This window comes from Puia dinghuensis (genome assembly GCF_014642875.1).
In the GTDB taxonomy this organism is placed as follows: Bacteria; Bacteroidota; Bacteroidia; order Chitinophagales; family Chitinophagaceae; genus Puia; species Puia dinghuensis.
Window position 1 is genome coordinate 1 of record NZ_BMJC01000006.1, and the last position, 25,108, is coordinate 25,108.

25 protein-coding genes are annotated in these 25,108 nt (G+C 52.6%); 21 read left to right on the plus strand and 4 right to left on the minus strand.

Translation table 11 applies throughout. The features are described 5' to 3' along the window. The 5 genes from IEY39_RS25205 to IEY39_RS25225 form a co-directional block, all read left to right on the plus strand. Positions 1 to 378: ABC transporter permease (locus IEY39_RS25205; RefSeq protein WP_188936948.1), on the plus strand; the 378-nt coding region annotated here is incomplete at its 5' end. A 203-nt stretch (positions 379 to 581) separates the two neighbouring features. After that, the gene (locus IEY39_RS25210) at positions 582 to 1,154 is read left to right on the plus strand and encodes a hypothetical protein (protein WP_188936949.1); all 573 of its coding nucleotides are present in this window, start codon (positions 582 to 584) and stop codon (positions 1,152 to 1,154) included. Between the two features lie 78 nt (positions 1,155 to 1,232). Next, on the plus strand, positions 1,233 to 2,015 hold the full coding sequence (locus tag IEY39_RS25215) for a ceramidase domain-containing protein (RefSeq protein ID WP_188936950.1): 783 nt from the start codon (positions 1,233 to 1,235) through the stop codon (positions 2,013 to 2,015). A 90-nt stretch (positions 2,016 to 2,105) separates the two neighbouring features. Next, positions 2,106 to 2,435 (plus strand): DUF6922 domain-containing protein, encoded by a 330-nt coding sequence (locus tag IEY39_RS25220; protein WP_188936951.1) that lies wholly within the window; start codon positions 2,106 to 2,108, stop codon positions 2,433 to 2,435. 20 nt (positions 2,436 to 2,455) lie between these two features. Then, entirely contained in the window at positions 2,456 to 3,427 is a 972-nt protein-coding gene (locus tag IEY39_RS25225) for a hypothetical protein (protein WP_188936952.1), read from the plus strand. A 35-nt stretch (positions 3,428 to 3,462) separates the two neighbouring features. Here IEY39_RS25225 and IEY39_RS25230 read toward each other — a convergent pair whose 3' ends face one another. Beyond that, complete coding sequence (locus IEY39_RS25230; RefSeq protein ID WP_188936954.1) at positions 3,463 to 5,025, minus strand: hypothetical protein; 1,563 nt, start codon at positions 5,023 to 5,025, stop codon at positions 3,463 to 3,465. Positions 5,026 to 5,114: 89 nt separating this feature from the next. Here IEY39_RS25230 and IEY39_RS25235 point away from each other — a divergent pair, with 89 nt between their 5' ends. The 16 genes from IEY39_RS25235 to IEY39_RS25310 all read left to right on the plus strand — a co-directional run bounded on the left by IEY39_RS25235 (position 5,115) and on the right by IEY39_RS25310 (position 20,019). Then, entirely contained in the window at positions 5,115 to 5,498 is a 384-nt protein-coding gene (locus tag IEY39_RS25235) for a hypothetical protein (protein ID WP_188936955.1), read from the plus strand. Between the two features lie 80 nt (positions 5,499 to 5,578). Beyond that, entirely contained in the window at positions 5,579 to 5,923 is a 345-nt protein-coding gene (locus tag IEY39_RS25240) for a DUF4134 domain-containing protein (RefSeq protein WP_444544443.1), read from the plus strand. Further along, on the plus strand, positions 5,920 to 6,255 hold the full coding sequence (locus tag IEY39_RS25245) for a DUF4133 domain-containing protein (protein ID WP_188936956.1): 336 nt from the start codon (positions 5,920 to 5,922) through the stop codon (positions 6,253 to 6,255). The genes IEY39_RS25240 and IEY39_RS25245 overlap by 4 nt, the downstream gene beginning before the upstream one ends. Positions 6,256 to 6,261: 6 nt before the next feature. Further along, positions 6,262 to 8,733, plus strand: coding sequence for a TraG family conjugative transposon ATPase (locus tag IEY39_RS25250; protein ID WP_188936958.1), 2,472 nt, complete (start codon positions 6,262 to 6,264; stop codon positions 8,731 to 8,733). Beyond that, positions 8,730 to 9,389, plus strand: a complete 660-nt coding sequence (locus IEY39_RS25255) for a conjugal transfer protein TraI (RefSeq protein WP_188936960.1) — start codon at positions 8,730 to 8,732, stop codon at positions 9,387 to 9,389. Before IEY39_RS25250 ends, IEY39_RS25255 begins: the two co-directional genes overlap by 4 nt. Further along, the gene (locus tag IEY39_RS25260) at positions 9,386 to 9,970 is read left to right on the plus strand and encodes a hypothetical protein (RefSeq protein WP_188936962.1); all 585 of its coding nucleotides are present in this window, start codon (positions 9,386 to 9,388) and stop codon (positions 9,968 to 9,970) included. Before IEY39_RS25255 ends, IEY39_RS25260 begins: the two co-directional genes overlap by 4 nt. Further along, positions 9,967 to 10,596 (plus strand): TerB family tellurite resistance protein, encoded by a 630-nt coding sequence (locus IEY39_RS25265; protein WP_188936964.1) that lies wholly within the window; start codon positions 9,967 to 9,969, stop codon positions 10,594 to 10,596. Before IEY39_RS25260 ends, IEY39_RS25265 begins: the two co-directional genes overlap by 4 nt. Positions 10,597 to 10,601: 5 nt before the next feature. Then, positions 10,602 to 11,732: a conjugative transposon protein TraJ gene (gene traJ / locus IEY39_RS25270; protein ID WP_188936965.1), complete on the plus strand. Its 1,131-nt coding sequence runs from the start codon at positions 10,602 to 10,604 to the stop codon at positions 11,730 to 11,732. A 12-nt stretch (positions 11,733 to 11,744) separates the two neighbouring features. Next, the gene (gene traK / locus IEY39_RS25275) at positions 11,745 to 12,368 is read left to right on the plus strand and encodes a conjugative transposon protein TraK (protein WP_188936966.1); all 624 of its coding nucleotides are present in this window, start codon (positions 11,745 to 11,747) and stop codon (positions 12,366 to 12,368) included. A gap of 34 nt (positions 12,369 to 12,402) precedes the next feature. Then, positions 12,403 to 13,650, plus strand: coding sequence for a conjugative transposon protein TraM (traM, locus tag IEY39_RS25280; protein ID WP_188936967.1), 1,248 nt, complete (start codon positions 12,403 to 12,405; stop codon positions 13,648 to 13,650). Beyond that, on the plus strand, positions 13,647 to 14,132 hold the full coding sequence (locus IEY39_RS25285) for a DUF4138 domain-containing protein (RefSeq protein ID WP_188936968.1): 486 nt from the start codon (positions 13,647 to 13,649) through the stop codon (positions 14,130 to 14,132). The genes traM and IEY39_RS25285 overlap by 4 nt, the downstream gene beginning before the upstream one ends. A gap of 7 nt (positions 14,133 to 14,139) precedes the next feature. Further along, positions 14,140 to 14,814 (plus strand): hypothetical protein, encoded by a 675-nt coding sequence (locus IEY39_RS25290; RefSeq protein ID WP_188936969.1) that lies wholly within the window; start codon positions 14,140 to 14,142, stop codon positions 14,812 to 14,814. After that, the gene (locus tag IEY39_RS25295; protein WP_229689090.1) at positions 14,811 to 15,092 is read left to right on the plus strand and encodes a hypothetical protein; all 282 of its coding nucleotides are present in this window, start codon (positions 14,811 to 14,813) and stop codon (positions 15,090 to 15,092) included. Before IEY39_RS25290 ends, IEY39_RS25295 begins: the two co-directional genes overlap by 4 nt. Before the next feature lie 71 nt (positions 15,093 to 15,163). Continuing rightward, positions 15,164 to 15,415 (plus strand): hypothetical protein, encoded by a 252-nt coding sequence (locus IEY39_RS25300; protein WP_188936975.1) that lies wholly within the window; start codon positions 15,164 to 15,166, stop codon positions 15,413 to 15,415. A 63-nt stretch (positions 15,416 to 15,478) separates the two neighbouring features. Further along, positions 15,479 to 17,695, plus strand: coding sequence for a T9SS type B sorting domain-containing protein (locus IEY39_RS25305; RefSeq protein WP_188936977.1), 2,217 nt, complete (start codon positions 15,479 to 15,481; stop codon positions 17,693 to 17,695). Between the two features lie 119 nt (positions 17,696 to 17,814). Next, on the plus strand, positions 17,815 to 20,019 hold the full coding sequence (locus IEY39_RS25310; RefSeq protein WP_188936982.1) for a glycoside hydrolase family 44 protein: 2,205 nt from the start codon (positions 17,815 to 17,817) through the stop codon (positions 20,017 to 20,019). A gap of 65 nt (positions 20,020 to 20,084) precedes the next feature. Here IEY39_RS25310 and IEY39_RS25315 read toward each other — a convergent pair whose 3' ends face one another. The 3 genes from IEY39_RS25315 to IEY39_RS25325 form a co-directional block, all read right to left on the minus strand. Next, a complete protein-coding gene (locus IEY39_RS25315; RefSeq protein WP_188936985.1) occupies positions 20,085 to 21,857 on the minus strand; it encodes a T9SS type A sorting domain-containing protein in 1,773 nt (590 codons plus the stop codon). Positions 21,858 to 21,923: 66 nt separating this feature from the next. Next, a complete protein-coding gene (locus tag IEY39_RS25320; protein ID WP_188936986.1) occupies positions 21,924 to 23,723 on the minus strand; it encodes a right-handed parallel beta-helix repeat-containing protein in 1,800 nt (599 codons plus the stop codon). Then, positions 23,713 to 25,107 carry an undecaprenyl-phosphate glucose phosphotransferase gene (locus IEY39_RS25325; RefSeq protein WP_188936990.1) on the minus strand — a complete coding sequence of 465 codons (1,395 nt, stop codon included), beginning with the start codon at positions 25,105 to 25,107 and terminating at the stop codon, positions 23,713 to 23,715. The genes IEY39_RS25320 and IEY39_RS25325 overlap by 11 nt, the downstream gene beginning before the upstream one ends. Position 25,108 lies beyond the last annotated feature (1 nt).

The window sequence follows — 25,108 nt, forward strand, 5'->3', positions numbered from 1 at the left end:
GAGATCATGAACATTGCCATGGGGGTCGCGATCTTTATCTCCTGTATGGGGTTGTTCGGGCTGTCGGCCTTTGTTGCCGAGCAACGGAGAAAAGAGATCGGCATCCGCAAAGTGATGGGGGCAACGGTGGCGGATATTGTAACGATGTTGTCAAAGGACTTTGTGCGGCTGGTCGTGATGGCCATTCTGATCGCCTCGCCGATCGCGTGGTATTTTATGCATCGATGGCTGCAGGATTTTGCCTATCGCATCCCAATATCGTGGTCGATTTATGCGATAGCAGGTGCTTGCGCGATTGGTGTTGCACTGCTGACTGTGAGCTACCAGGCTTTTCAAGCAGCGACCACCAATCCGGTGGAAAGTCTGAGGGCAGAATGATTTTGAACTTAGATTCGTAAGATTAACTTTTTACTTTCAGCTCCTATTTGTTGGGCCTAGTCGTGACTAATACACGTTATATGATGAGAAGATAAAGTTATGTCATAACTTGGGTAAAATAACCGTTGCCTATGTCTGAAAAAAGGAAGTCGTTGATGCCACGGACCTGGATTTCTTATCTTTGAGTCCACACCCCAACCCCATTGGATAAACTAGAATTCATTATACGGGAAAAACAAGCCGAACTGAAGGGCTTGCAGGCGGAGCTGAACGAAGCGCTAACAGGGATCGAGTCGCCGGATTATGAAACGGCAGGCCGGATTCAGCCGCTAATCTATGGAGTGATGGCCGAGATCGAACGATTGGAGAGGCTGCTGTTGGTTCGGCCGACGCCACGCGACTTTCAGTTCTATCTTTCAAGCTTATTGACGGATGACACCTGTACCGTCCTGGAGTTGTGGACGCAGATAAAGGATTATTGGAGTGATGTCACTATCCGTCTCCTGGAGATTCGAAAGCTGAAGACCAGCCACGGCATCAGCTGTACGCTGCGGTTGATCGAACCGGCAGACCGCCACCTAAATGCAGAGTGGACGACCTGTGCGCTACAACACATCGGTTGGAAAGCCTCCCAAGGTGGAAGGGCATTCTACTACAAAACCAGGTTGCGAAGCCCCGACCATTTCGACGCATTCTGCCAGATGATGAGCGTAACTTTGCTCGAATCACTCGCCAGCCTATGGAGACACGGGCAGCAATATTTTCGGTATAGGTAGGGATAGGGCACCGCTCTTGTGGTCTATTTATAGCTTCGCCTAAAAGTTTTATCTTTACCCCTACAGTTACTCCATCTTATGACCCCTTCTCAAAGGCTTGGACTAATAGCAGCGATCACGATGATGACGCTGATTATCATCTTTCTGATCCCTCCCATCGCGCAACCGCTTTCATTCCATCGTTTTGCCGATAGCCGGACCCTGTTGGGCATCCCGAACTTTGGTAACGTCGTGAGCAATATCCCTTTTCTTGTGATAGGCATCTATGGATTGATCCGGGTGGCAAGGGCTTCTGTACCGGCGGCAATCCGCTGCATTAATCTGCTGTTGTTTGCAGGCGTTGTGCTGACCGGCCTTGGATCGGCGTATTATCACTGGCATCCCAATAATGACACCCTCGTTTGGGATCGCATCCCTATGACCATTGTCTTTATGTCCTTCCTCTCAGCCACGGTAGCGGAGTTGGTCAGCCGGCCACTTGGTGCCCGGCTCCTGGCGCCCCTGCTCGCCGTAGGGGCAGGGAGCGTCCTCTGGTGGCATTATACGGAAATGATGGGCAGGGGCGACCTTCGGCTTTACTTTTGGGTGCAATTTTATCCGATGCTTGCCATTCTCCTGCTCTTATGGTTGTACTATACACCGTCGATAAAGGTGATACTCCCAAGTCTTATTTGGATCATCTTCTGGTACGTGATCGCGAAAGTGTTCGAGCAATTAGATTATCCTATTTATCAGGCCATAGGTATGAGCGGGCACACGCTCAAGCATTTGGCGGCAGCGGTCTCGACGGGGTATTTCGTCATTCTCTTTCGGAAGAAATACTCATCAAAAACCTATCCGAGCATAACTTTGAAAGGATAACTAGTGTGACTTTAATTCCTGCTGGTGCTCCAAAATGCCCTTGTAATTATTCAAATAAGTCTAATCTTAATAGATCGAAAAAGCGATTCAATGAAAAATACTCTTTCACCCAAAAACGAAGCAAAGTCTGAGAATCCGAATCTGCCTCCAAGGCTATTTTGGGAATTTATATATGAAAAAATGAAATGGCAAACAGGTTACGAAACGGTGATCGAAAGAGTCCTGGATCGTGGAAATGATCATGAAATCGAAGAGTTGATCCGTTTCTATGGATGGGATAAGGTTTTGATGGTGTTGAAGGATCGACCGATCTACCTGATGGATCATTGTATCGAACGGGCGTGTAAGCTTTTTGGGATAAATAAAGAGGATACGGTGTGCTATAAACGGAAAGTGGAGAGGGGGCATGGGTGGCTTTGATAAATTCTTTACTTTAGGGTATGCAGAATGTAAATTCGGGCGACATATTCATTATTCCCTATCGTAGCCATGATTTTCCATCCGGATCACCAGTTAAGGCCAAAGGCGATCTTATTCTTAAGCCCGAAGAGTTACTTTGGGGGGCTGTTACCGTAGGGAGAGCAAATCTTATGGATGTTTTGTCGCATGGCAGGTATTCCGAATACGAATTGATTTACCGGCTATCCATCATTCTCGCCAATCTGACCATAGGCGGAAAAAACAAGCTCATCAAGTCTGCCGCCTTCCATCACCTGGACCCTTCTGAGAAAGGTGCTATCTCGTATTTTATAGGACTGACCGTAAGCAAGGTATTTGCTGAGAAGTTGCTAGACGTCCCCTGGTTGTTGCACTTTGATGTGTATCGGAATCAACTGGGCACGACAAGTGCCAGCGGTGTCCGGCAGAAACCTGACCTTCTTGGGCGTTCCAAGTTTGGAGATTGGATTATTCTTGAAAGTAAAGGGCGAGCCAATACCCTACCTCGGAATCTATTAGACAAGGGGAAGGCCCAAACCCGTACCATCCAAGCAATCGGAGGGCGGACTCCCCATCTGCGCATATCTGCGGTCACCCATTTCAAGGGTAACGAACTTCATTTCGACTGGGCAGACCCTGAAGGCAGCGTGGAAGATGCTATGGATCTCAATACCACTCCTGACGAGTATTTATCACTCTATTACAGACTTGTATATATGGTGCTATCTACCCATGAACCATTTGAAAGCAATGGCTATACGTTGTATTCCTATCCTGATTTGGGTATTACCATTGGCCTACTCACGTCCATTTACCAGGCGTATGGTCAGCAAAACCTACCATCGGTAGAAGCAGTGGGCCCGCTTCCAAAGGAAGGACTGCCTGAAGTAGCCGGGCAACGGTTCTATGTTGGGACGGATGGAGTGGCTATCGGTATGAGCGAGGATATACGCCAACGGTTGCGCGCTCATTGAATTGCAATAAAATTCTCGTAAATAGTAGTAGCTCGTTATGGTTTTCTGCCAAAGCGACGAAATGCCTGGATGGTTTGATAAAATCCGTAGGCAATTATTATTCGCGAGATAAAATCAACGATATAGGAACAGGGGGAAGGTGTCAGGTAAGGCTTATCGGCATTGATCTTGAAGAGGCTTTCCGTTTCGAAGAACCGGAGGGGGTTCATAAATTTCAGGAAAGAGGCAACGAGATTTCCTGTACACCCCCGTTTGAAAAAAAGTTGTAACCCATTCGCAGACCAAAGCAGCAAGAGATAGAAAATAACGCCTGATGCAAAGGTGAACGCGATACCTCTTCCCCAATTGCGGCCAAAATCGTTGGACCATTTGTTCAGCCATAAGCTGACCTTTGTAAAGCTAAAGCTCCTGAATCCACTGGGGAAAAAAGACAGCTGCTCAAAATGAGCGCTTATTTCTCTTGACTGATATTCCAACGCCCGGACGGTATCGCCCTGCCTTTGAAAGGCAGTACTGAACTGACCGAATGCCAGTTGAGCTTGAACGTGGTCAATTCCACCACCTGAATGGACGATCTCAGGGAAATCTGTGTCGGCCACAAATATTTCCGTCAGTTTGCTGCTACTGAAATCCAGTATAGCGTCCTGGAATTTACAGAGGATAAAATTGGTTGTACCCAGATCGGTTCTGATTATTCTCAAAGCCCCGCCTTTTGGGATCCCGACTTCCTGAAAATCCAATAAGCCGCGATTTTTTGTGAATGGTTCGAAAACCAGTTGACCGAGGCTGAAGTCGGAAACGACAACAGAATCGTCTTTTTCGTTTTCACCAAAAATGGAGAACGAATCTACACTGCAATTCGTAAACACAGCCCTTCGGAAATCATTCAAGCGAACCCGAAAAATCTTTATGTTGGACCGATCGATAAATGCAATGGGAATTTGATTCGACAAGTTGACGTCCGGATCAAAAATAGTAAACTCACATTGTGAAATAAACATTTCATTATGGATGCTTGATCTATGCAGTCCAAATCTATCAGCCACAGAACCCATTACGATAAGGTGTTTAACAGAAGCATCAATGCCAATCGACTCAACCTTTACAGCATGGATAGAAATGGTATCACATGCGCCCCGGATAAATACAGCACCCAAATGCGTTCTGCCTGAGTTTACCTTAGCAATTTTTATTATATTCACGCTGTGAGTCATTATTTCCAGCGAGCCCTCCAGGACAAGGTTGTCAATCTGTAAACCTGTATCTGTCTGAAGAGATACGCGCGACCGAAACTCATTGGTATCTCGGAACTCTAAATTGCTTGTTGCTCCAAAGAATGCTTCGTCTTGGAAAATGCAGTTTGCGAATGCAATTTTTCCCGAAACATCCGGGTTTCCGGTTATCAGTTTTTGTTGAAACAGGCAGTTATTAAAAATGAGCGGGACAGCATTGTAGTTGGAATACGCGGTCGTCAGTTCGATCGGAATCGTTATTGTCTTATTGGTGATATGGACGGGGCCTCCATTAAATTCCAAAAACCTGGACTTTATTATATTATTCAATACGGCTTCGGGCATCTGGGTCCTTTCTCCTTCCATGCGAGAAATTATTTGACCTAAGTTATGCATAACTTCTGAAGTCTCGCCTTTTCGCGGGTGCATCTTTGTTCCTATAAATCCGAACAAAGATGTTAGAGACGATCTCCTGGAAAGAATATGGGTTGCTGAGCGGCGGGACGCTGCTTCTATATTATGGCTGGTGGGCGGTGAAATATGCCGCCAGCCTGGGATGGGGGTTGCCGAAGCCGGGATCGCGGGAGGCCGATGGGCGGCTGGCGGGACTATATGATTTGCCGAAAATAGTTGTACCGCCGGTTGATAAAAACGGGACAGCATCAGCCGGCGAACGGACGAAGGAGGTGATGGTGGGGACGAAAGACGTCACGGCTGCAAAGGAGGAAGCGGTAGAACCGCTGTCGCCGCAGCCCCCGCCAGCGCCGGCAATGGCTGCAAATCCGGATATCGGACAACATGGTTCGGGTTTTGGAGAAGCTGGGCCTCACCCGGCTTGACACTAAAGTGGTCGATGGGCTGTGGGACGGATAGCCATGGCCGGTGGGGCCCTTTTTTATCATTCTAAAAACAGGTTGTCATGAAGTGGAAAATGGGGAGATGGAGAGGATGGTTACCATTGAGAAAGAGAGTTTTGGAAGAAATGTATTTGTGGGCATTGATGCTGGTGGCGGTGAGGGTCGCGGCCCAGGATGGGAATACGGGGATCAACCAGGCCAACACGATGGTGCGAAGTTATTTCGACACCGCCGTAAACCTGATGTATGCCGTGGGCGCTATCGTGGGGCTGATCGGGGCGATAAGAGTCTATGGGAAATGGTCGCACGGCGATCATGACACGGGGAAAGTCGCGGCGAGCTGGTTCGGAAGCTGCGTCTTCCTGGTAGTGGTGGCCACCTTGATACGTAGTTTTTTCGGACTATGAAGACAGAGGTGTATACCATCAACAAAGGCGTGAACCGTGCTGTCGAGTTTCGCGGCTTGCAGGCGCAGTATATCTGGTGGCTGGGCGGCGGGATCGTGTCGATGCTGGCTTTATTTGCGGTGTTGTACATCTTCGGCCTCAACCCCTTCGTATGCCTGGGGATCATCACTGTTGCGGGAACGGTGCTCTTCCGCGAGGTGTACCGGATGAGCCGGACCTACGGCCAGCACGGGCTGATGAAGAAAGCAGCGGCGCGAAGGCTGCCCAACCGGATAAGGGCCGGAACAAGAAAGCCCTTCCTTCGGGAAGGGAATATGCGACAAAAGAATTGAACCTTTATGGAACGAAACCTTGCTGACCTGCTACCCATCTATGGGGTGGATGAGGGTTGTATCTTGAGTAAGAAAGGGGATTATACCATTGGCTTCCGCTTGACGAAGCCGGAGATCTTTACTCTCTCGGCTGAACAGTACGAGAGCCTGCACCAGTCCTATGTCAAGGCCATGCGGGTGCTGCCGCCGCATACCATCCTGCACCAGCAGGACTGGTTCCTGACCGATCGATATACGGCGGATTTCAAAGACGATGAGAAGAGCTTTCTGGCACACAGTAGCGAACGTTTTTTTAACGAAAGCCCCTGGCTGCGGCAGGAATCCTATCTTTTCCTCACCCGGAGGCCGAAAGGACGGCAGGAATCGACCTCTGCGTTCTCGAGCCTGCTGCGCGGCAGCCTGCTGCCGGCCGATGCGATCGACCCAAGAACGGTGCAGGCATTCAAAGACCAGGTGGCCCAGTTCATACGTATCCTGGAGGACGGGGGATTGATAAACGCCGAATGGATGGATACGGCTGATTTGTGGAGCGGACCCCAACGGGCGGGGCTGATCGAAAGCTATTGCACCCTGAGCCGGGAAAACCAGCCGGTGTTGAGGGATATCGAATGGAAACCGGAGCTGCAGATCGGGGACCGACATTGCCTGCTCTTTACGCTGGCAGATGCAGACGACCTGCCGGGGCTTTGTGGGCCGCGGATCGACTATGCCCCCTACTGCACCGACCGGACGCGGTATTCCATCGGATTTGCCAGCGCCCTGGGCCCTCTCCTACCCTGCGACCATATTTACAACCAATACATCTTCCTTGACGACCAGGCAGCCGTGCTGAAGAAGCTGGAGGCCAAACGGCTCCGGCTGCAATCGCTGGCGGCCTATTCCCGCGAGAATGCGGTGAGCGAAGAGGCTACCAACGCTTTTTTGAACGAAGCCGTGGAGGAACAGCGGCTGCCCGTGCGGGCGCATTTCAACATCCTGGCCTGGACGGAGAACCCGGCGGAGAAAGGCGATATCCGTAACAGGATCGGGAGCGCGATCGCGCAACTCGAAGCGACTCCGCGGCTGGAAACGGTGGGGGCGCCACAGATATGGTGGGCGGGGCTGCCCGGGAACGAGGGCGACTTTCCGATGAACGAGACCTTTCGGACATTCGGCGAGGTCGCGACCTGTTTCCTCAACCAGGAAGCCAATTACCGGAGCAGCCACAGTCCCTTCGGCCTGCGGTTGGGGGATAGGTTGACAGGACGGCCCGTGCATGTCGACATCGACGACGAGCCCCGGCGGGAAGGGTTGATCGCGAACGGGAACATGTTTGTGCTTTCGGGATCGGGCGGAGGCAAGAGTTTTTTCATGAACCATCTCGTGCGGGAGTATTACGACCGGGGCACGCATATCGTGCTGGTCGACGTAGGCCATAGTTATGAAATACAGTGTGCGTTGCACGGCGGGTATTATTTCACCTACCGGGAGGATGACCCGATCTGCTTCAACCCCTTCTATATCGGCGCCGGAGATGTACTGGACACCGAAAAGCGGGAAAGCATCAAGACGCTGCTACTGGCGCTTTGGAAGAAATCGTCGGAAGGACATAACCGGGCGGAATACGTGGCCCTCTCGAACGCGCTGCAAGGGTATTTCGAGAAGATCGCGCGGGAAAGAACGATCTTTCCCTGTTTCGACAGTTTCTACGAATACCTGAAGGACGAATTTACCGTGGTACTAGCGGCTGATGGAGTAAAAGACAAGGATTTCGATCTCGCCAATTTCCTTTATGTATTGCGCCCTTTCTATAAGGGTGGAGAATTCGACTACCTGCTGAACGCCCGGGCCAACCTGGACCTGTTGCAGGAACGGTTCATCGTGTTCGAACTCGACAACATCAAGTCGCATCCCATCCTTTTTCCCGTCGTGACCTTGATCATCATGGAACTGTTCGTAGGCAAGATGCGGAAGCTGAAGGGTGTCCGGAAGATGATCGTTGTGGAAGAGGCGTGGAAAGCGATAGCCCAGGAGGGGATGGCGGAGTACATCAAATTTTTGTTCAAAACGGCCCGGAAGTTCTTTGCCAAGGCTGTTGTCGTGACCCAGGAAGTGGAGGATATCGTGTCTTCGGAGATCATCCGGCAAGCCATTGTGAATAATTCCGACATCAAAGTGTTGCTCGACCAGAGCAAATTCCAGAACAAGTTTGATGAGATACAGACGCTGCTAGGCATCACGGAGAAGCAAAAGGCGGAGATACTCAGCATCAACAAGGGACATGAGCCGGGCCGGCTTTACAAAGATTTGTGGATCGGGCTCGGGGCTATGCATTCGAAGGTCTACCGGTTGGAAGTGTCCGAGCAGGAATACTACACCTATACCTCGGAGCAGCGGGACAAGGTGCTGGTGCGGCAGTATATCGACCGGTATGGAGATGTCAAAACGGCGATCAGCCGGTTGGTGGCCGATCTACAGGCAAAAAAGGAGGGACTATGAAAAGGATGGCTTTGGCGATGATGATTGTTTTGGCGACAGGGCTGGGTGCATCCGCGCAGGATATCGGCGGGATCATCAGCGCCGGCGTGACGACAGTGATACGCGCGGTGGACCTGCAAATCCAGCGGATACAGACCAGGACGATCGTGTTGCAGGAGGCGCAAAAGGCCGTGGAGAATGCGATGAGCGCGCTGGAGCTGGATGATATCCGCAATTGGGTGGAGCAACAGAAAGACCTGTACGCCGGATACTTCCAGGAGTTGTGGCAGGTGAAGACGGTGATTTCGGGCTATCACCGGGTGAGCGAAGCCATCCGGCGGCAGGAGGCGATCGTGGCGGCCTACCGTCGCGGGCTGGGCCAATTCCGGCAGGACGCGCATTTCAGTGCGGCGGAGCTGAACGAGATCGAAGCCGTGTTCGACGGCATCCTGGCGGACAGCGAAAAGAACCTGGAACAACTCACAAAGGCGGTGGCAGCCTTTTCGCTGCAGGCGACGGACCAGCAGCGAATGGCGATGATCGACGCGGCCGCCGACGGGATGGACCACGATTACCGGGACCTGCAACGGTATACGCAGCAGAACCAGCTGCTGAGTCTGCAACGGGCAAAAGACGAGAGCGATTATTCATTCATATTAAAACTGTACACACAATGAAAGAAGTATTGTTGGTGCTGTGCGGGCTGTTGATCGGCCGCCAGCTGATGGCGCAGACCTTTTCCGAATGGTTCCGGCAGAACCATACACAATTGAAGTACCTGGCCGAACAGATCGCCGCATTGCGGGGATATGGGTCGGTGCTGGAGAAAGGATATGCGGTGGCGCAGACGGGATTGGGGGAGATCGATACGATCGATACCACCGACCTGGCGATGCATACGGAGCATTTTGCATCGCTGGACAGGGTGAGCCCGGCAGTGACCGAAGATGGGGTGGTGGGAACGATAGCCTCCTACAGCAAGCTGCTGATGATGGCGGCTGACGATATTGCGGCCGCGAGTGGATCACTGCCGGCAACACCAGCGAACTTCCCGGTGATGGGCCGGGAGGTCGCCGGGGACATCAAGGAGGCTGTCGAAGATTATCAAAAGCAGGCGGCAGACCTGTGCACCGATGATCGATTGCAGCTGAACGATGCCGAGCGATTGCGACGATTGGACACCATCAGCAGGGAGCTGCGGAGCTTGTATAGAAAATCGATCTTTTTGTTGGGATTATTAGAAGAAGCCAATGTATGAAAAGGAAGATTTGCCTGACGATGATCTTCGCCCTGGTGTTAATGAGTGGCATTCGGGCGCAGGGGTTCTATGCGCAACAGCTGTTGCTGGATGTGGAAAAGCTGGGGGAACTGAAACAGATCCTCCAGGACCTGAAGGAGGGCTACCAGGTGTTGCAGTCGGGGTATTCGACGATCCGGGATGTCGCCCGGGGCAGCTTCAACCTGCATAAGGCTTTTCTGGATGGGCTGCTGGCGGTGAGTCCGACGGTGCTGAGCTATGAACGGATAGCCGAGATCGCAGACCTGCAAGTGAAGATCGTGCAACGTTACCAGGCGGCTTGGAGCCGGTTCCGGCAGGACGGCAACCTGCGACCGGATGAACTGGCGCTGTTGGGCCAGGTGTATGACGGGGTGATCGCAGGATGCCTGGATGACCTGAACGATCTCGTCCTGCTGGTGACGGCAGACGTATTGCGGGCGAGCGATGCCGAGCGGATGCAGGAGATAGATGCGATCTATTATCGGGTGCGGGCTAAATTCTCCTTTGTCGACCGGGTGAGCAATCAAACGGCACTGCTGTCACTGCAACGCGCCGGGGAGATGGGAGATGTGAGCATATTGAAACAATTGTTTGGATTAAAATGAAGGATATGGAGACGAATTTTTTGCTACTTGGGGGTTTACAGACCGTATTGGATCAGGTGTACACCAACATGCTGCCGATGTGCAGCGATCTGATCGGTGTGGGTCAGGCGCTGGCGGGGTTGGCCGCGCTGACGTATATCGGGATCAGGGTAGGAAAGCATATTGCCGCGGCCGAGGCGGTGGAGGTGTTTCCGCTGCTGCGTCCTTTCGCCATCTCGTTGGTGATCTTTTTTTATCCGGCTTTTGTCGACCTGCTCAACGGGGTGTTGAGTCCGACGGTGAAGGGAACCGCAGATATGGTGACCAATGCCAATGCGGCGATTGCGACGCTTTTGCAACAGAAAGAAGATGCGCTGAAGAACACATTACCCTATCAGTTGTATGTAGGCGCGGATGGGAGTGGAAATGAGGCGCTGTGGGATACGTATACAGGGAGTGTAACAGCCGACCCTCTATCACAGCTGACATCGGCCTTTTTCTTTCAGCTGTCGAAGGCCTATTACAATCTCAAGAACTCGATAAAGGTATGGTTGTCGGAGATTTTGCAGCTGTTGTACGAGGCGGCGGCGCTATGCATCAATACGGTGAGGACCTTTCACCTGCTGGTGCTGGCCATTTTGGGACCGCTGGTGCTGGGGTTGAGTGTTTTCGACAGCTTCCGCCATTCGCTGAAAGCCTGGCTGGCGCGCTATATACAGATATTCCTCTGGCTGCCGGTGGCCAATATCTTCGGGGCCATCCTGGCGAACATCCAGGCGCAGATGATCCAACTGGATATCCAACAGCTTCAGGCGAGCGGGGCAACCACTTTCAGCAGCACGGACGCCGGGTATATGATCTTTTTGATCATTGGGATTTGCGGGTATTTCACTGTGCCGTCGGTGGCAGGCTATATCGTGCAGGCCGCGGGAAGCGATGCCTTGCTGGGCAAGATCAATGCAGGCGCCAGGATGGTCGTGGGTGGTGCGATGGCCGCTGGTAAAGCCGTGGCCGGTGGGGTTATGGGCGTCGGCGGGGTGATTGCCGGCGGCGGCAGGAGCCGTTCGGGTTCCGGGTGGAGTGGCAAGGGAGGTTCCGGCGGCGGGAGTGCGGGCGGCCGGGGAGGAAGTCACAGAAATAAGATTGCGGGAGGATAAAAAGGAGATGATATGTTCAAGAGATTTAAGTCCATTGAGGAGGGACTCCGGAAGGTGCGGCTGTTTGCAATGGTAGTGACGCTTGGATCGCTGGCGATCAGCGGATGGGTAGTCTTTGAGGCAATGCGGGCAGTAGATAAAGCCAATGGAAGGATCTACGTCTTATCTAACGGAAAGGCCATGCGGGCAATGGCGGTGGACCCGCAGGAGAACCTGCCGGTGGAGGCTCGGGACCATCTGCGCAATTTCCACCACTATTTCTTCGACCTGAGTCCGGATGAAAAAGCGATAAAGGTGAATCTCGACCGGAGCTTTTATCTCGCGGACGGGTCGGCGAAGGTGTTGTACGATAACCTGCTGGAGAGCGGGTTCATCAACGGGTTGATCAGCGGGAATATCACCCAGTCGGTAGTCCTGGACAGTATCTGGCTGGATACGGACCATGAACCGTATGCTTTCCGGTGCACAGGGTTGCAGACGCTGATTCGCCCGACGAGGCTGACGACCAGGAGTATCGTGACGAGGGGTTTTCTGCGAAGGACGGGAGTGGAGCGGTCGGATAACAATCCGCATGGATTTATGATCGAACGCTTCGAGGTGGAGACCAATATAGAAATAAAAACGATCAGCCGGTGAGGAAGCGGTTGGTTATTCATTCAAAAAAAAATTTATGGAAAAGAAGGTTTTGACGAAGAGAGATTCGCAGGTGCGAAAAGTGTTGCTGTGGATGCCGGCGGTGGTGTTACCGCTGCTGACGCTGTTGTTCTGGGTCGTTGGGGGCGGCAGGGGAAAGACGGAGACCGTGACCGCATTGGGATTCCTGATGCGGCTGCCGGGGGCGCATGTGGCGCCGGTGACGCGGTTGGATAAGATGGGATATTATGATCTGGCGCACCGGGATTCGGTGGCAGAGCGACAGCGACTGGCTATTCAACAAAATTATGCGCGGCAGTTGGGGTTGGAGAGTTCGAATGGGAAGCCAGGAGTAGTGCTTGCTGGGGGAAGCAGGTCGGAAAGCGACACGAAGGTGGTACAAGTGAAAGAGAAGCTGGAAGAATTGAAGCGGGTGGTGGCGGGTAAGGCGGTCGACGGGACGGACTTGCGGGAAAGTTTGCGTTCGGGGGGGCTGCGCGAAGGTTTGGCCAGGGGCGGCTTGCGGACGCAAGCGGATCGGGCACCGGAGATCGAACGGTTGGAGAAGGTGATGAATGTCTTGCAACGGGACGAGGCCAGCAATGGGGAGATACGGGAACTGAGTGCCGTGGTGGAAAAGCTACTGGCAGTGCAACAGCCGCGTGGGGATACGGGGATGACGGGAGAGACAATTCCTGGAGTGGCGACGCAGCGGTTTCAGCGGGAGCAGGTGAAAGCGGGTATGCGGATGCAAGGGGCGCAGGCGGTGTTGACGGTGAGGGCCTTGCCGGATGAAGCGGATACGGCGGGGGGATTCGATTCGAGTGTGATCGAGGCGCTGGTTCCGGAAGGACAGGTGCTTGTGAGCGGGGCGGAGATGCGGCTGGAACTGGTGCGGGACGTGCAGATCGGCCGGCAACGGGTGCCGGCAGGGACTCCACTGTTCGGTACTGTAAGTCTAAGCGGCGAACGGCTGCGGGTAGGGATCGGCTCGATAGCGGTTCAAGGAGGGCTGCTGCCGGTGAACCTGGAAGTGGATGACGAGGATGGGATGCCGGGTATCTATATCCCCGGGGCGCCGGTGTCAGAGTCCTTGCGGGAGTCGGCGGGTCAGGAGTTGGGGTCGCTGGGACCGGGAGCCCTGGCCACAAGCGTGGCAGGACAGGCGGCCGGGGCAGGAGTTGTGCTGGCGCGGTCGCTGATCGGCAAGAAGGTGCGGCCGGTGAAAGTAACGATCCCGGCGGGCTATCGCGTATTGCTTCACGCTAAAAATGCAGCACTATGAAAAGGATGATCGGAATAGGTATCGGGCTACTACTGTTATCAGTGGTGAAGGCGCAGGATCGGGAGGCGGAGATCGACAGCGTGCTGGCTGCGCGGCCGGTGGATATACGAAATGTGAGGGTGGAAGGAGTCCGGCTTGAATTGCGCGGCCTGTATGTGCTGGAGGGCTTGTTGTGGTTTTCTCTGCGGGTGTCCAATGGGTCGGTGATCGATTTCCGGGCTAACTCCCTGCGATTCACCATCCGCGACCGGCATGTGTTGCGCCGGAAGGCAAGACAGGAGTTGCCGTTGACGGTGCTATTGCGGCGGGAGCCCTTGTTAGTGCGATCGGATTCTTCGGTGACGCTTTGTTATGGGCTAGCGCCGCGACTACCGGCGAAGGGGCAGGACCTGGTGCTGGAATACGGGGAACACAATGGGGATCGGAGAATGCGGTTACGGCTATCGGCTGTGGCTATTTTGAAAGCAAAAAAATTAGATTGAGATGCAGATGGAACGAAAATTATACGACGCCAACCTCCGGATGCTCGAGGTGGAACTGGAGCTGGCAGGATTCCCGGACGATGTGACCTGGGACCTGCGGCAGGAGATGCCCTGGGGATGGCGGGAACGATTCCTGGTGGAATATGAGACCAAGGCATTTGGATTTTCGCTGAAAGGGGTGCTGTATTTCCAGCAGCTGCTGGTGAATGATGCCTACCGGTTTTCCTCCTTTGACGTGGCGTTGGTGGGTGAGGTGAATGCTTTGACAGTGAAATGTAGTTTCCCCCGGGTAAAAGGGTATTCGGTGGGGCTGAGGGAAGCCATCAACCTGATGCATGGGCGCCCGGTATTCCGGGACTACCGGTTCGATCCATTGCAACAAGGATACTGGCTCGAGCTGCGGCAAAAGACAGATAAGGGGGAATTTACCCTAGCGCGTAACCGGAGCACCTTCAATACGCATGCGGCCCTGGATGATGCGTTGTTCGGTAAACGGCTGGGGGCAGCCGACCGGAATGTTCTTGCCGACCAGCTCGATCTGGGCGACAGGGCAAAGATGCACCTGGTGGGAAAAGATTTTTTCATGGAGGTGGACCTGGCGCACGAAAGACTGGTACTTACCAATGTGCAGGGGAAACCAGCGAAGATAAACTGGTGGGACGTCTTTCTGAAGCGCAAATGAAGGAGTTGGCTATAACGCTGGAACAGTTGTTGCAACCGCTGCGGTCGGACGAACGGGTGGGCCCGGTGCATGTATGCGTGTACCTGGCCCTTTTGCAATGTGGGGGTGGTCGGAAGGGGTGGTTCCACATCCAGCGGGACGAAGTGATGCGGTTGGCGAAGATAAAAGGGCGGAGGACGTACTACCGGGTAATGGGAGAGTTGGCTGAAATTGGCTTTGTAGAGTATTGGGCGTCGAGGAATGGAAAGAGTGGGAGCAGAGTGAGGATGGGTAGCTGATGGGAGACCTTCAGTATTCCCATTGCATTTTTTGGAATAGAATTTGATTTTGAAATGACCTTACTATTGCTATGAAAAAACCCTTGGAAGAACTGTCCGCTTCTAACCTTCGAAGCCTTCTAATCGAGGAAGTAAAAGCATTTGTGGAGTGCCTCGACAGCTCCGCCACACATGAATTGGAAGAAAAAAGGAAACGACTGATCTTGATCTTTAGCCTGATTACCGAAAAGGAGAAAATAGAGGCAATGCCCCTGGTTTGGGGAAAAAATTCCGCGAAATCACATGATGGAGCCTCATCTGAGACCGATCTCGGGCCTGTATAGAGCATAGCTTCTTGTTAAAGCCCCGGCATGTTTATTGAAATATCATACTCCAGGCTTTTTTTGATGCTCAAGTACTTCCGTTTCCCGGCGATCTGGGCAGTTTTGACTTTCTACAGCTTGCCATCTTTTTCGCAGGCGCCACCCGTCACCCGCGAAAGACCTGCTATTTGTACCGACACCATGGGCCATATCCTGACGACAGAGACCAACTCGATGCTCGGCGTCGACTATATTACCAAAACCCGCGATGGGAATATCCTCGCGCCCGGCTACCAGTGGAGTGTCACCGCTCCTTTTTATACCTTTCCCTACCTGGTAAAATATACTCCCCAGGGTACGATACTCTGGTCAAAATCCTTCGCCGGTCTGGGCATCTATCCCCAAAACAATGCCTACGCCTATAAATGTTTTGAACTGAACGACGGCTCCCTGCTCCTGGTGGGGCTACTGAGCATACCGGAAAAGGTCAATGGCAGGTACGAGATGGCCATGTGGCGGCTCGATGCCAATGGGAACATGATCTGGGTGCAAACCGACAGCTGCTCCATCTGGGCACAATATAGCGGCAGCCTGGAGGTGGTCGATCTGCAGCAGGACCCCGCCGGCAATATTTACCTGGCCGGAAATCAGCGGACTGTCGACGCAACCATCTCCGGTAGTTTTGCGCTGAAAATGGACCTCGCCGGGAATATCCAGTGGGATAAGACTTTTACATCGGGACTCTCGTCCTGTTTTGGCATGATCTGGACCGGAGCACAGCTGGCGATAGTGGGCTCCGGTTTCGACGGGACGAATACGGAATTCCTGTGGTGCCTTACCATCGACCCGGCTACCGGCGATACCCTTCGGTCAAAAACCTGGGTCCAGGACTATGGCGCCGGCACCACCTGGTATTCGTTCTCTTCCGTTGGATCGGCCCGCCTGCTGGCCAACGGAAATATCAGTGTCTGCGGGCCTCCCTTGTCGGATTTTGCGCAGACCACCACCCCCCTGATCCATGGAGTGATCGCGGAATTCGATCCTTCCTTCAATTATTTGCGGGGTTGGATGATAAGATCCAATATCCGGAGCAACTATAGCAATACCCGGATCACCGAGCACCCGTCGGGCAGAATTTCCTATACGTATCTGAAGTATATCTCCGCAAATGACCTGGATATCTTTTACGGCGCCGTCGAACAGGGGCAGATCGCGAAAGAAAGCGTCCTGCACCAGCAAAACCGTTCGGACACTTGGACCTCGAATTTCGTCAACGTGGCCGGCAACGAGGATGTTGTCATTCAATCCTACGGTGACCCGGTGAATAATGTTTCAGGCCAGGAATTCGTTCGCCTGCATGACAGCGACACGAGCAGTGTCTGTAGCGGCATCGATACCCTCGCCAGCTGGGTGGAGCCGTTTGCCATGCGGCCGTACCGGGGATCGGATTGGGGATCGATTGTCAGCAACACGTTCCGCAGAACGGACCGGCCCATGCCCCCACCGGTGGACGGGAATCCGGTGCAGCAACTGGCCTGTGCCTCGACCTCTTTTTGTCGTTCGCTTCAGCTGGCGGTAGACCAGGATTCCGTTTGCCCGGGCTCGCCGGTCGTCTTCACGGCCCTGCGAAATACCGGATGCGGCGGCAGACCACTCTGGTTCTTCGATACGACCGATGTCCAGTCCTATCAGCTGCTGAATGACACGGCAATCCGCATCATCTACCGCAACGATCACCAGGGGGATATCACCGCCGCGATGACGGGCACCTGCAGCAACCTGAGTGCTTCGGCGCCATTGACGGTGACGACTGCTACCAGGCACGTCTCGCTGGGCGGGGACCACTACCTCTGCTCCGACACCGTCCTGGTGCTACGACCGGCCAAAGGCTATAGCAGCTATCTCTGGCAGGATGGGTCGGTCGCCGACACGCTGGCGGTCACCAAACCCGGTGTCTACACGGTAACGGTGACCAATGGCTGTGGGACAAGCAGCAGCGATGAGGTATCGGTGAACCAATGTTCGTTTCACATTTACTTCCCCAACGCCTTCCGCCCGGACGGCAACGGCACCAATAGCCTCTTCCGCGCGCACAGCTTTGGTAATATCAGCCATTACCAATTGCAGGTGTTCAACCGCTGGGGGCAAATGGTCTTCGCCACCGAGGATTGTTTCGGGGGATGGGATGGCCGGGTGAACAATATCGCCCAGCCGGCGGGAACCTATATCTGGGTCAGCCGCTACCAGTTTGTCGATGAGCCGGAGAAGACCGAAAGGGGGACGCTGATCTTGATCCGGTAAAGGATTCCTTTAATGTGGAAAACAAATTGGAAGTGAGCGCGGTGAACAAAAGGCCTGGCATTTAATTTGTCAATACCTAGACTCCCGGACGCTATCCGCAGGATCCAATATCTATCAGAATGCCCAGACTAAAGAGAGAGATACTCCCCTTAGGATTATTTCTATGCCTACATATCGCGCTCCGCGCCCAGAACGTCCAGGTGACCGTCGATATCCTTCACAACAGGAAAGCAGTTTCTCCCTACATCTATGGCCGGAACACCATCTTCGGACAGAACAACTCCCTCTCCGACGATCCGGCAAATCCGGTTTCGGCCGGCACCTGGCAACAATATACCGATGCCGGGGTGAATTTTTTCCGGGAGAACGGCGGGAATAACCTTACCAAATACAATTGGCGGCGCAAACTGTCCAGCCATTCGGAGTGGTATAACAATGTGTATGCTTCCGACTGGGACTATGCCGCGCAAACCCTTTACCAGAATATTCCCGCAGCACAGAGCATGTGGGCATTCCAACTGATCGGCATGGCGGCTTCGACCAATACGCATAATTTCGACGATTGGGCCTTCAACGGCTCCCAGCCATGGTCGGGCACGGAACAGAACCTGGCAGGTGGGGGGGTCATCAATCCTGCCGGCGGCAGCAAGGCCCTGGTCAACGGGGATACCAGCCTCTACCTGGAACCCTGGACAGCGGATTCCACCACCGGCATCCTCCCCCACTGGTTCGGCAACGGCGGACTGGGGCTCGACTATACGAAGATGAGATACTGGAACATGGATAATGAGCCGGATATCTGGTCCAATACCCATGACGATGTGATGCCGGTGCAACCCAGTGCCGAGACGTTCATGCAGCTTTATTTCACGGTTGCCAAAAAAGCGAGGGCGCTTTTTCCCGGCATCAAACTGACCGGCCCGGTCAGCGCCAACGAGTGGCTGTGGTACAACTGGAACAATACCACGGTCACGGCATCCGACGGCAAACAATACCCCTGGCTGGAATATTTTATCAAACGGGTCGCCGAAGAACAACAGCGCACCGGTATCCGCTTGCTGGATGTGATCGATCTCCATTTTTACCCCTCAAGCTCCTCGGCTTCGGATGTCGTGCAATATCACCGCGTGTTTTTTGACAGCACCTACCATTTCCCTGAGGCCAATGGGGTGAGGGTGGTCAACGGCGGATGGGATAACTCGATACAGATAGAAGATATATTCGGAAGATGCCAGCACTGGCTCGACCAATATATGGGACCGGGCAACGGGGTCACTTTCGGGGTCTCTGAAACGGGAACCCAGCTCCATAACGACCCGAACGCGCTGGCCGTCTGGTATGCTTCGACGATGGGGGAGTTCATGAACCACGGCGTGGAATACTTCTCCCCCTGGTTCTGGGACCCTGGTATGTGGGAAACCCTTCATCTTTTCAGCCGGTACAATAAAAACAACAGCGTACAGGCCGTGTCCAGTGACGAGCAGGATGTATCGGCTTATGCCACGATCGACAACGCTAACGATTCCATGACGGTGGCACTGGTTAACCGGTCGCCCGCCGAATCCCGGACCGTTACCCTTAACTTTCCGAATTTCCTGCTTGCCGGCCAGGCGGTCACAACCCTCACACTATCAAACCTCCCGGCAGGCATCGAAACCTTTGTTTCGCATGCGGATAATGCATTGAAAACCGCCAGTATTATGCCGCAGGTCAATAATACCCTACAGGTGACCCTTGCGCCTTTGTCGATCACTTCCCTGCTGATCGCCGGTGCTACAACGACTCTCCCCGTTAGCCTCCTCGCATTTACCGCCCAAAAAAGTGATAAGGGCGTGCTGCTGAATTTTACGGACACCGGGGAAGCCGGCCTGTCTTCCTTTGAAATAGAACGGAGCCCCGATGGCGCCGCCTTCACGAAGATCGGAATGGTGCCTGCCGCGGCGGGCCAGGCCGGGAATGCTTCGGAGAAGGAGTATGAATTTGTCGATGGTCAGCCCATGCCTTCCCTTGATTACTACAGGCTTAAGGTGATCGATACCGATGGTCACTACGGGTACAGCAAGATCCTGCCTGTCCGGTATGACGGCATTTCTGCCCTTACCCTCTTCCCGAACCCGGCGCACAACGTGGTGAACGTTCAATTGCACCTGCCCCCAGGACCGGTCATGCTACAGGTGATCGATGCGGCCGGACACCAGGTTCGGGTCATACCCTTGCAGTCCTCTGGCAACACCCTCACCACGACAATCGACATAAGCGGCCTTGCGAATGGAGTGTACTATATCCATGCGGGGAGCGAAGTGTTGGGCTTTGTCAAAAACTAAGGCCGGCTGAGGAATAAAATTGAAAAGGCCAGTTAGAAAGCTAACCGGCCTTTTTTTAATTCCTCTTAGTGTAACATAATGGGTAAGGTCTTAAAATCTTTATCTGTTTTAATTTGAATCGTATATATACCTGGTGCATGAGTTGGAATTTGTAATTCTTTGTTATTTGTTCCTGCCTCAAGGCTTATTATATAAGATTTTATAACCCTTCCATCCATATCGATCAGATTGACTGCTGCATTTGATCTTTCCGGAGAATTTATCAATAAGTACGTTAATCCGTCGGACGGATTGGGATAAACTTTTGCAGTGAACGTACCGGCTGCTTCCAGCGATAGTTTAGCTCCTGCACCCGTTGCCAGGGGTGAACCGGCAGTGGTGGCTACAGCCGGAGCACAAAGCGAAAAAGAGACACTGGCAGTGAGTTTGTTGGCATCCGTAACCACGACCGTATATATAAAGGGATTTCCGGTGGCCGTAAGACCGCAAAGATCCGTTCTTGTATTGGCGGCAGTCGTTACCCCATCACTCCAGGCGTAGGTATAAGGCGCAGTTCCCCCGGATACGTTGATGGCCGCAGCCCCATCACATGCATTTTGAGAACTCCCTTTCAAGGCAGTCGCTGCAACATTGAACATGGTAAATGTGCAAGCCGGTGCGGTGAGATTCTCCGTAAGCGTGCTTGTGCAACCATTGGCGTCCGTTACCGTCAGCGTATACGTTCCCTGCCCTATCCCGCTTAAATTTTGTGTTTGGGCGCCCGTATTCCAAAGGAAAGTATAGGGCGGCGTACCCCCGGAGACCGTTACCGTAATAGACCCATTCGATTGATTGTTGCCGGCATTTACGACTACTCCGGAAACTTGTATGGCGGGAGGTTGCGAAATCGTCAAGCTGAGGTTGATGGTACAGCCGGCGCCATCGGTGATGATAAGCGGATAAGTCCCGGCAGGAATGTTCGGGAAATTGGTCACTGCATTGGACGTTGTTAAGAACACTCCTTCTCCGTTGTTAAAACTGAAGGGAGGAGTGCCACCGGTGAGCGTAATGGTCGCGTTCCCGGTTGCAGCGCCAAAACAGGTAACGTCTGTCTTTTGGATCGTCCCACTTAGATTACAGACAACGGATTTCTGGCAGGTGGTAAAATTGTCCGTCGAACTGTTCGAACCGGTGAAATTACTCCCACCCCCACCCGAACCGCCGGCAACCAGGTGCGACTCTTCGGGTATCGGCGTGCCTGCCTGGACACCCCCGCCCACGGAGGATACCTGGCCCGCACCGGCAATCGCCGAATAACTGAACTCGGGCTCATAGGCTCCGATGCCATAAAACCAGGAAGAGCTAAAGGAAGGCTTGTTGCTAAAAAAAGACCCGGTAACAGTGGATTCTTTACCGGCAGAGACCGAGAAGCCGGTGGACGAATTGATGATGGCCCCGGAAATGAAAATGTCACTGCTGCTGAACCCGGGTGGAACCCTTGTTGTCCACGTATTCGTCGTGATATCGAAGGTCGTCACCGGGGTGCTGACCGAAGCATCGGCTACTATCTGTCCATTGGGGATAGCCACATTGGTGACCGTCGGCGTTGACGTCACCCCAGTCAAAGAGATCGTACCGCCGGAGAATAAAAGAAAGTCACCATTGGCCGTCAGATCGGTGTTGGTGAGCTTCGTGTGAATGGCGAGCCATGCGCTGGCTGCCGTGCCGGGGTTGGGAGTAGAATTGAAATTGGTGAAGGGATTGTGGGTCAAAAGGGGGCAAGACTGGCCGGAGCCAGAAAAAGAAGAAAACAGCAAAGCAATCACCGCCATAAAGGCGATCTGTAAACTTTTTTTCATAACCACAATTTTTAAGTTTTAGTAAAATGGCCTGGAATAGGAAACCGAAAGTCGGCAGCGATTCATTCATAGAGAGTGCAGGTCCTGCTTGTACAATTCCTGCCACCGGGATAGGGAAAGGTTCTCGGTCACACTCGATGCGGACCATATTTTTGACACAAGGCGGATCACTTCATGGCTCTTATCCGGCGGGTAGTAGTAGTTGCCATCCATCCGGACAAAGGAATCAAGATCATCGGCCGTCGAAATGATGTTCAGGCATAGTTGCCCGGCCGATCGGCAACGAAACCGGTTTCCATAACACTGGATATTCCTTACGGCGCTATGAGAAGAAAAGGTATCCTCCGCGAGCAGGAGCTGGATGGCATTATCAAACGAGGTATTACCTTTTATCTTTACTTCGTGGGCGTTGTGGATCTTGATCCCGGCATCAGGACAATCCGATATCGTATTCGCCTCTACATCGACACCGGAACTGTTGTCATCGATATAAATGCCCTCAACGGGCGGCCCGGGCTCAAAGGACCTCGTTCCCGCCGGAGCGCCGATCCCATGGGATACGATATTGCCGGTTATCTTTTTCCGGGTCGTCACCCGCCAATCACCGACATAGATCCCGGCGCCATCATCTTTAACAGCGCAGAAATGAGCGATCCGGTTGTTTTTTACGATCGTCGAATTCCCGCCAAAATAAATCGCATTATAACCCGTACTGTCGATGTCATTTCCCTCGACGATGCTGCTATCGCCGAATAGCGTTACCGCCTGGTAGGACCCCGTACCGCTTTCCCCCATACCGGGCAACAACCCGGTATTCCGGATGCTATTATTTCTCACCGTCGCAAAGCCGCACCCCATATCCAAATTGATCGCATCGTTCTGGGAGTGATCGATATAGCATTTCTCAATGCCGAGATAGGACGACCCGGAAGCACGGATAGCATCGGTTGCAGACAGATCGATGCGGCAATCCCGGATACTTATATTTTTCGAGTTTGAAATAGTGAAGGCGCTGACACCTGCGCCTTCAAACGCAAGGTTCTCGAATTTTACGAATTGCTGGTTATTGATGACGACAAGGAAATCCCGGTCGCTCACATTCACGTTGCAGGTGTTCGGTCCCTTTTTCCCGAAGAAAACGTACACCTCCCGCGTTGAAGGATCAAAATACCATTCACCCGATGAATCCAATGTCCGCAGATCATTTTGAATAAAATAACCATAGCCGTCGGTAGGCATGTTTTTCGAGCCGCCCGTATAACTTATTATGCCGTCTTTATGCGACCCGATGCTTCCCTTGTCAAGGACCCATCGGTTCTTTCGAATGACGATGCCGGCGCCCCTCCAGTCAGGCATTGCCGCCAACTGATCGCTTTTTATCGAAGTGATCCCGACATGCGATCGATAGATGAGATACCCGGAATTCGGATAGCGGCCCATGGGTTGCTGAAAGCCATTCAGTACCAGCATTTTTATCTCCGGCAAATGCGAAGGGGAAGCGGCTTTAAAGATCCCAGGGGAAGTTTCCGTCCATAACGAAACAGGAGCAAGACCGGAGATCACCGGCATGGGACCAGACCCGTAAGCGCCGAAAACAACGGGGAATGAGGAAGACCCCGATCTTGTTACATCGATGGTACCATTGAATGTTTCTCCTCTTTTAAATAATATCGAGTCCCCCGGCCGTAGATCACTGAAAATGGAATTCAGCCTGGCAACCGTTTTCCACGGCGTGTTTGCATGCTGCGCCAGCTTGCTGCTTCTTGAGTCATCGCCGGACACCGAAGAGAAATAATAATTGGCTGCCCTTGTGCAAAAAGGAGAGGAAACCAACAGAACCAGCAGGAGCAGGTATTTAGAAGGCATTTTCTTCCCCTTTGATGACATTGAATACGGTGAGAAAAACGATCTTTACATCGAGCCAAAAGCTCCAGTTCTCCAAATACCACAGGTCGGCTTCGACCCTTCTGGCCATCTTCAACCTATTCTCCGTTTCTCCCCGGAGTCCGTTGACCTGTGCCCAGCCGGTGATGCCGGGCTTTAAGAATTGCCGGACCATGAAATTATCGACTATCGACTTGTAGGCATCATTCAAGGGTATGGGGTGTGGCCTCGGCCCGCAAACGCTCATTTGGCCGGCAAGCACATTGAAAAACTGGGGTAACTCGTCCAGGCTTGTCTTTCGCAAAAACCTTCCAACAGCGAAGACCCTGCTATCGTGCTTGCTTACCTGTTGAAAGCCTGGTTCTTCTTTTTCATGTCTAAGTGTTCGAAATTTAAGAACATTGAATACCTTATTATTCCTGCCCGATCTCTTTTGAATAAAAAGAACGGGACCTTTAGAGCTGAGTTTTATTAGAATGGCGATGAGTGGAAAAAGCCAGCTCATCAGAAAAATAGTCACAAGAGAACTGAAGGCAATATCAAATATCCTTTTTTTGATCTTGTTGCCAACGTCTTCCAGTGGCTCGGATCTCAGGGATATTACGGGCAGGTCGTTCAAATAATCTATCTGACCGGGACGTGACATAAAATAACCAAGATCGGGAACGACCTTAAAACGGATACAATTGAAATCCGCATCATGTATCAGCCGGCTGATCTCCGGGTTTTGCTGAGGCGCGATCGTGGAATATATTTCCGAAACCCCGTATTCCTCGCATACGGCGAGGACATCCTCTATATTGCCCAAAATAGGGTAATGGGACAATTCCTTTATGTTTTCCAAAGACTCGCAAAAACCCACGATGCTTTTGCTCGAGAGGTCCATTTCCAGATAGGACGCCAATTTCTTTGAAACATCATTATAGCCAACGATCACGACCTTATTCAAATTATTTCCGATCCGCCTGGAATGACTAAAGAAGAAAATATATAAAAAGCGGTTAAAAAGCAGAGCCAGCGCAAAACTCAGGAGCACCACTATTGTGAATAATCTCGAGATATATACCTGTTTGGAGAAGAACAGATACATTACCCCCAGTAGAAGGAAATATACGTATGCCCGGACGCTCCGCTTTGCGAAGCCTTCAAAGGAAGATATGCTTTTTTCATTGTATTGATTCACCACCAGGGCCGTGCACAGCCACGCAATGTTCAAATACAGCATGAATACGGCATAATAGAAGTATAATCCTTTTACAAACTGCGCCTGAAAATAGTAGCAGGCCGAACAAAAAATTGCGTTTAGGAATAAAAGATCAAGCCCTACCAGGACCAATTGCATTAAAAGCAACAATTTCTTATCCATC

What these genes read in the sequence shown, in the direction of transcription:
- IEY39_RS25215 (WP_188936950.1), top strand. Translation starts at nt 1,233, where the DNA reads ATGACCCCTTCTCAAAGGCTTGGACTAATAGCAGCGATCACGATGATG.
- IEY39_RS25220 (WP_188936951.1), top strand. Translation starts at nt 2,106, where the DNA reads ATGAAAAATACTCTTTCACCCAAAAACGAAGCAAAGTCTGAGAATCCG.
- IEY39_RS25225 (WP_188936952.1), top strand. Translation starts at nt 2,456, where the DNA reads ATGCAGAATGTAAATTCGGGCGACATATTCATTATTCCCTATCGTAGC.
- IEY39_RS25230 (WP_188936954.1), bottom strand. Translation starts at nt 5,025, where the DNA reads ATGGAAGGAGAAAGGACCCAGATGCCCGAAGCCGTATTGAATAATATA.
- IEY39_RS25235 (WP_188936955.1), top strand. Translation starts at nt 5,115, where the DNA reads ATGTTAGAGACGATCTCCTGGAAAGAATATGGGTTGCTGAGCGGCGGG.
- IEY39_RS25240 (WP_444544443.1), top strand. Translation starts at nt 5,579, where the DNA reads ATGAAGTGGAAAATGGGGAGATGGAGAGGATGGTTACCATTGAGAAAG.
- IEY39_RS25245 (WP_188936956.1), top strand. Translation starts at nt 5,920, where the DNA reads ATGAAGACAGAGGTGTATACCATCAACAAAGGCGTGAACCGTGCTGTC.
- IEY39_RS25250 (WP_188936958.1), top strand. Translation starts at nt 6,262, where the DNA reads ATGGAACGAAACCTTGCTGACCTGCTACCCATCTATGGGGTGGATGAG.
- IEY39_RS25255 (WP_188936960.1), top strand. Translation starts at nt 8,730, where the DNA reads ATGAAAAGGATGGCTTTGGCGATGATGATTGTTTTGGCGACAGGGCTG.
- IEY39_RS25260 (WP_188936962.1), top strand. Translation starts at nt 9,386, where the DNA reads ATGAAAGAAGTATTGTTGGTGCTGTGCGGGCTGTTGATCGGCCGCCAG.
- IEY39_RS25265 (WP_188936964.1), top strand. Translation starts at nt 9,967, where the DNA reads ATGAAAAGGAAGATTTGCCTGACGATGATCTTCGCCCTGGTGTTAATG.
- traJ (WP_188936965.1), top strand. Translation starts at nt 10,602, where the DNA reads ATGGAGACGAATTTTTTGCTACTTGGGGGTTTACAGACCGTATTGGAT.
- traK (WP_188936966.1), top strand. Translation starts at nt 11,745, where the DNA reads ATGTTCAAGAGATTTAAGTCCATTGAGGAGGGACTCCGGAAGGTGCGG.
- traM (WP_188936967.1), top strand. Translation starts at nt 12,403, where the DNA reads ATGGAAAAGAAGGTTTTGACGAAGAGAGATTCGCAGGTGCGAAAAGTG.
- IEY39_RS25285 (WP_188936968.1), top strand. Translation starts at nt 13,647, where the DNA reads ATGAAAAGGATGATCGGAATAGGTATCGGGCTACTACTGTTATCAGTG.
- IEY39_RS25290 (WP_188936969.1), top strand. Translation starts at nt 14,140, where the DNA reads ATGGAACGAAAATTATACGACGCCAACCTCCGGATGCTCGAGGTGGAA.
- IEY39_RS25295 (WP_229689090.1), top strand. Translation starts at nt 14,811, where the DNA reads ATGAAGGAGTTGGCTATAACGCTGGAACAGTTGTTGCAACCGCTGCGG.
- IEY39_RS25300 (WP_188936975.1), top strand. Translation starts at nt 15,164, where the DNA reads ATGAAAAAACCCTTGGAAGAACTGTCCGCTTCTAACCTTCGAAGCCTT.
- IEY39_RS25305 (WP_188936977.1), top strand. Translation starts at nt 15,479, where the DNA reads ATGCTCAAGTACTTCCGTTTCCCGGCGATCTGGGCAGTTTTGACTTTC.
- IEY39_RS25310 (WP_188936982.1), top strand. Translation starts at nt 17,815, where the DNA reads ATGCCCAGACTAAAGAGAGAGATACTCCCCTTAGGATTATTTCTATGC.
- IEY39_RS25315 (WP_188936985.1), bottom strand. Translation starts at nt 21,857, where the DNA reads ATGAAAAAAAGTTTACAGATCGCCTTTATGGCGGTGATTGCTTTGCTG.
- IEY39_RS25320 (WP_188936986.1), bottom strand. Translation starts at nt 23,723, where the DNA reads ATGCCTTCTAAATACCTGCTCCTGCTGGTTCTGTTGGTTTCCTCTCCT.
- IEY39_RS25325 (WP_188936990.1), bottom strand. Translation starts at nt 25,107, where the DNA reads ATGGATAAGAAATTGTTGCTTTTAATGCAATTGGTCCTGGTAGGGCTT.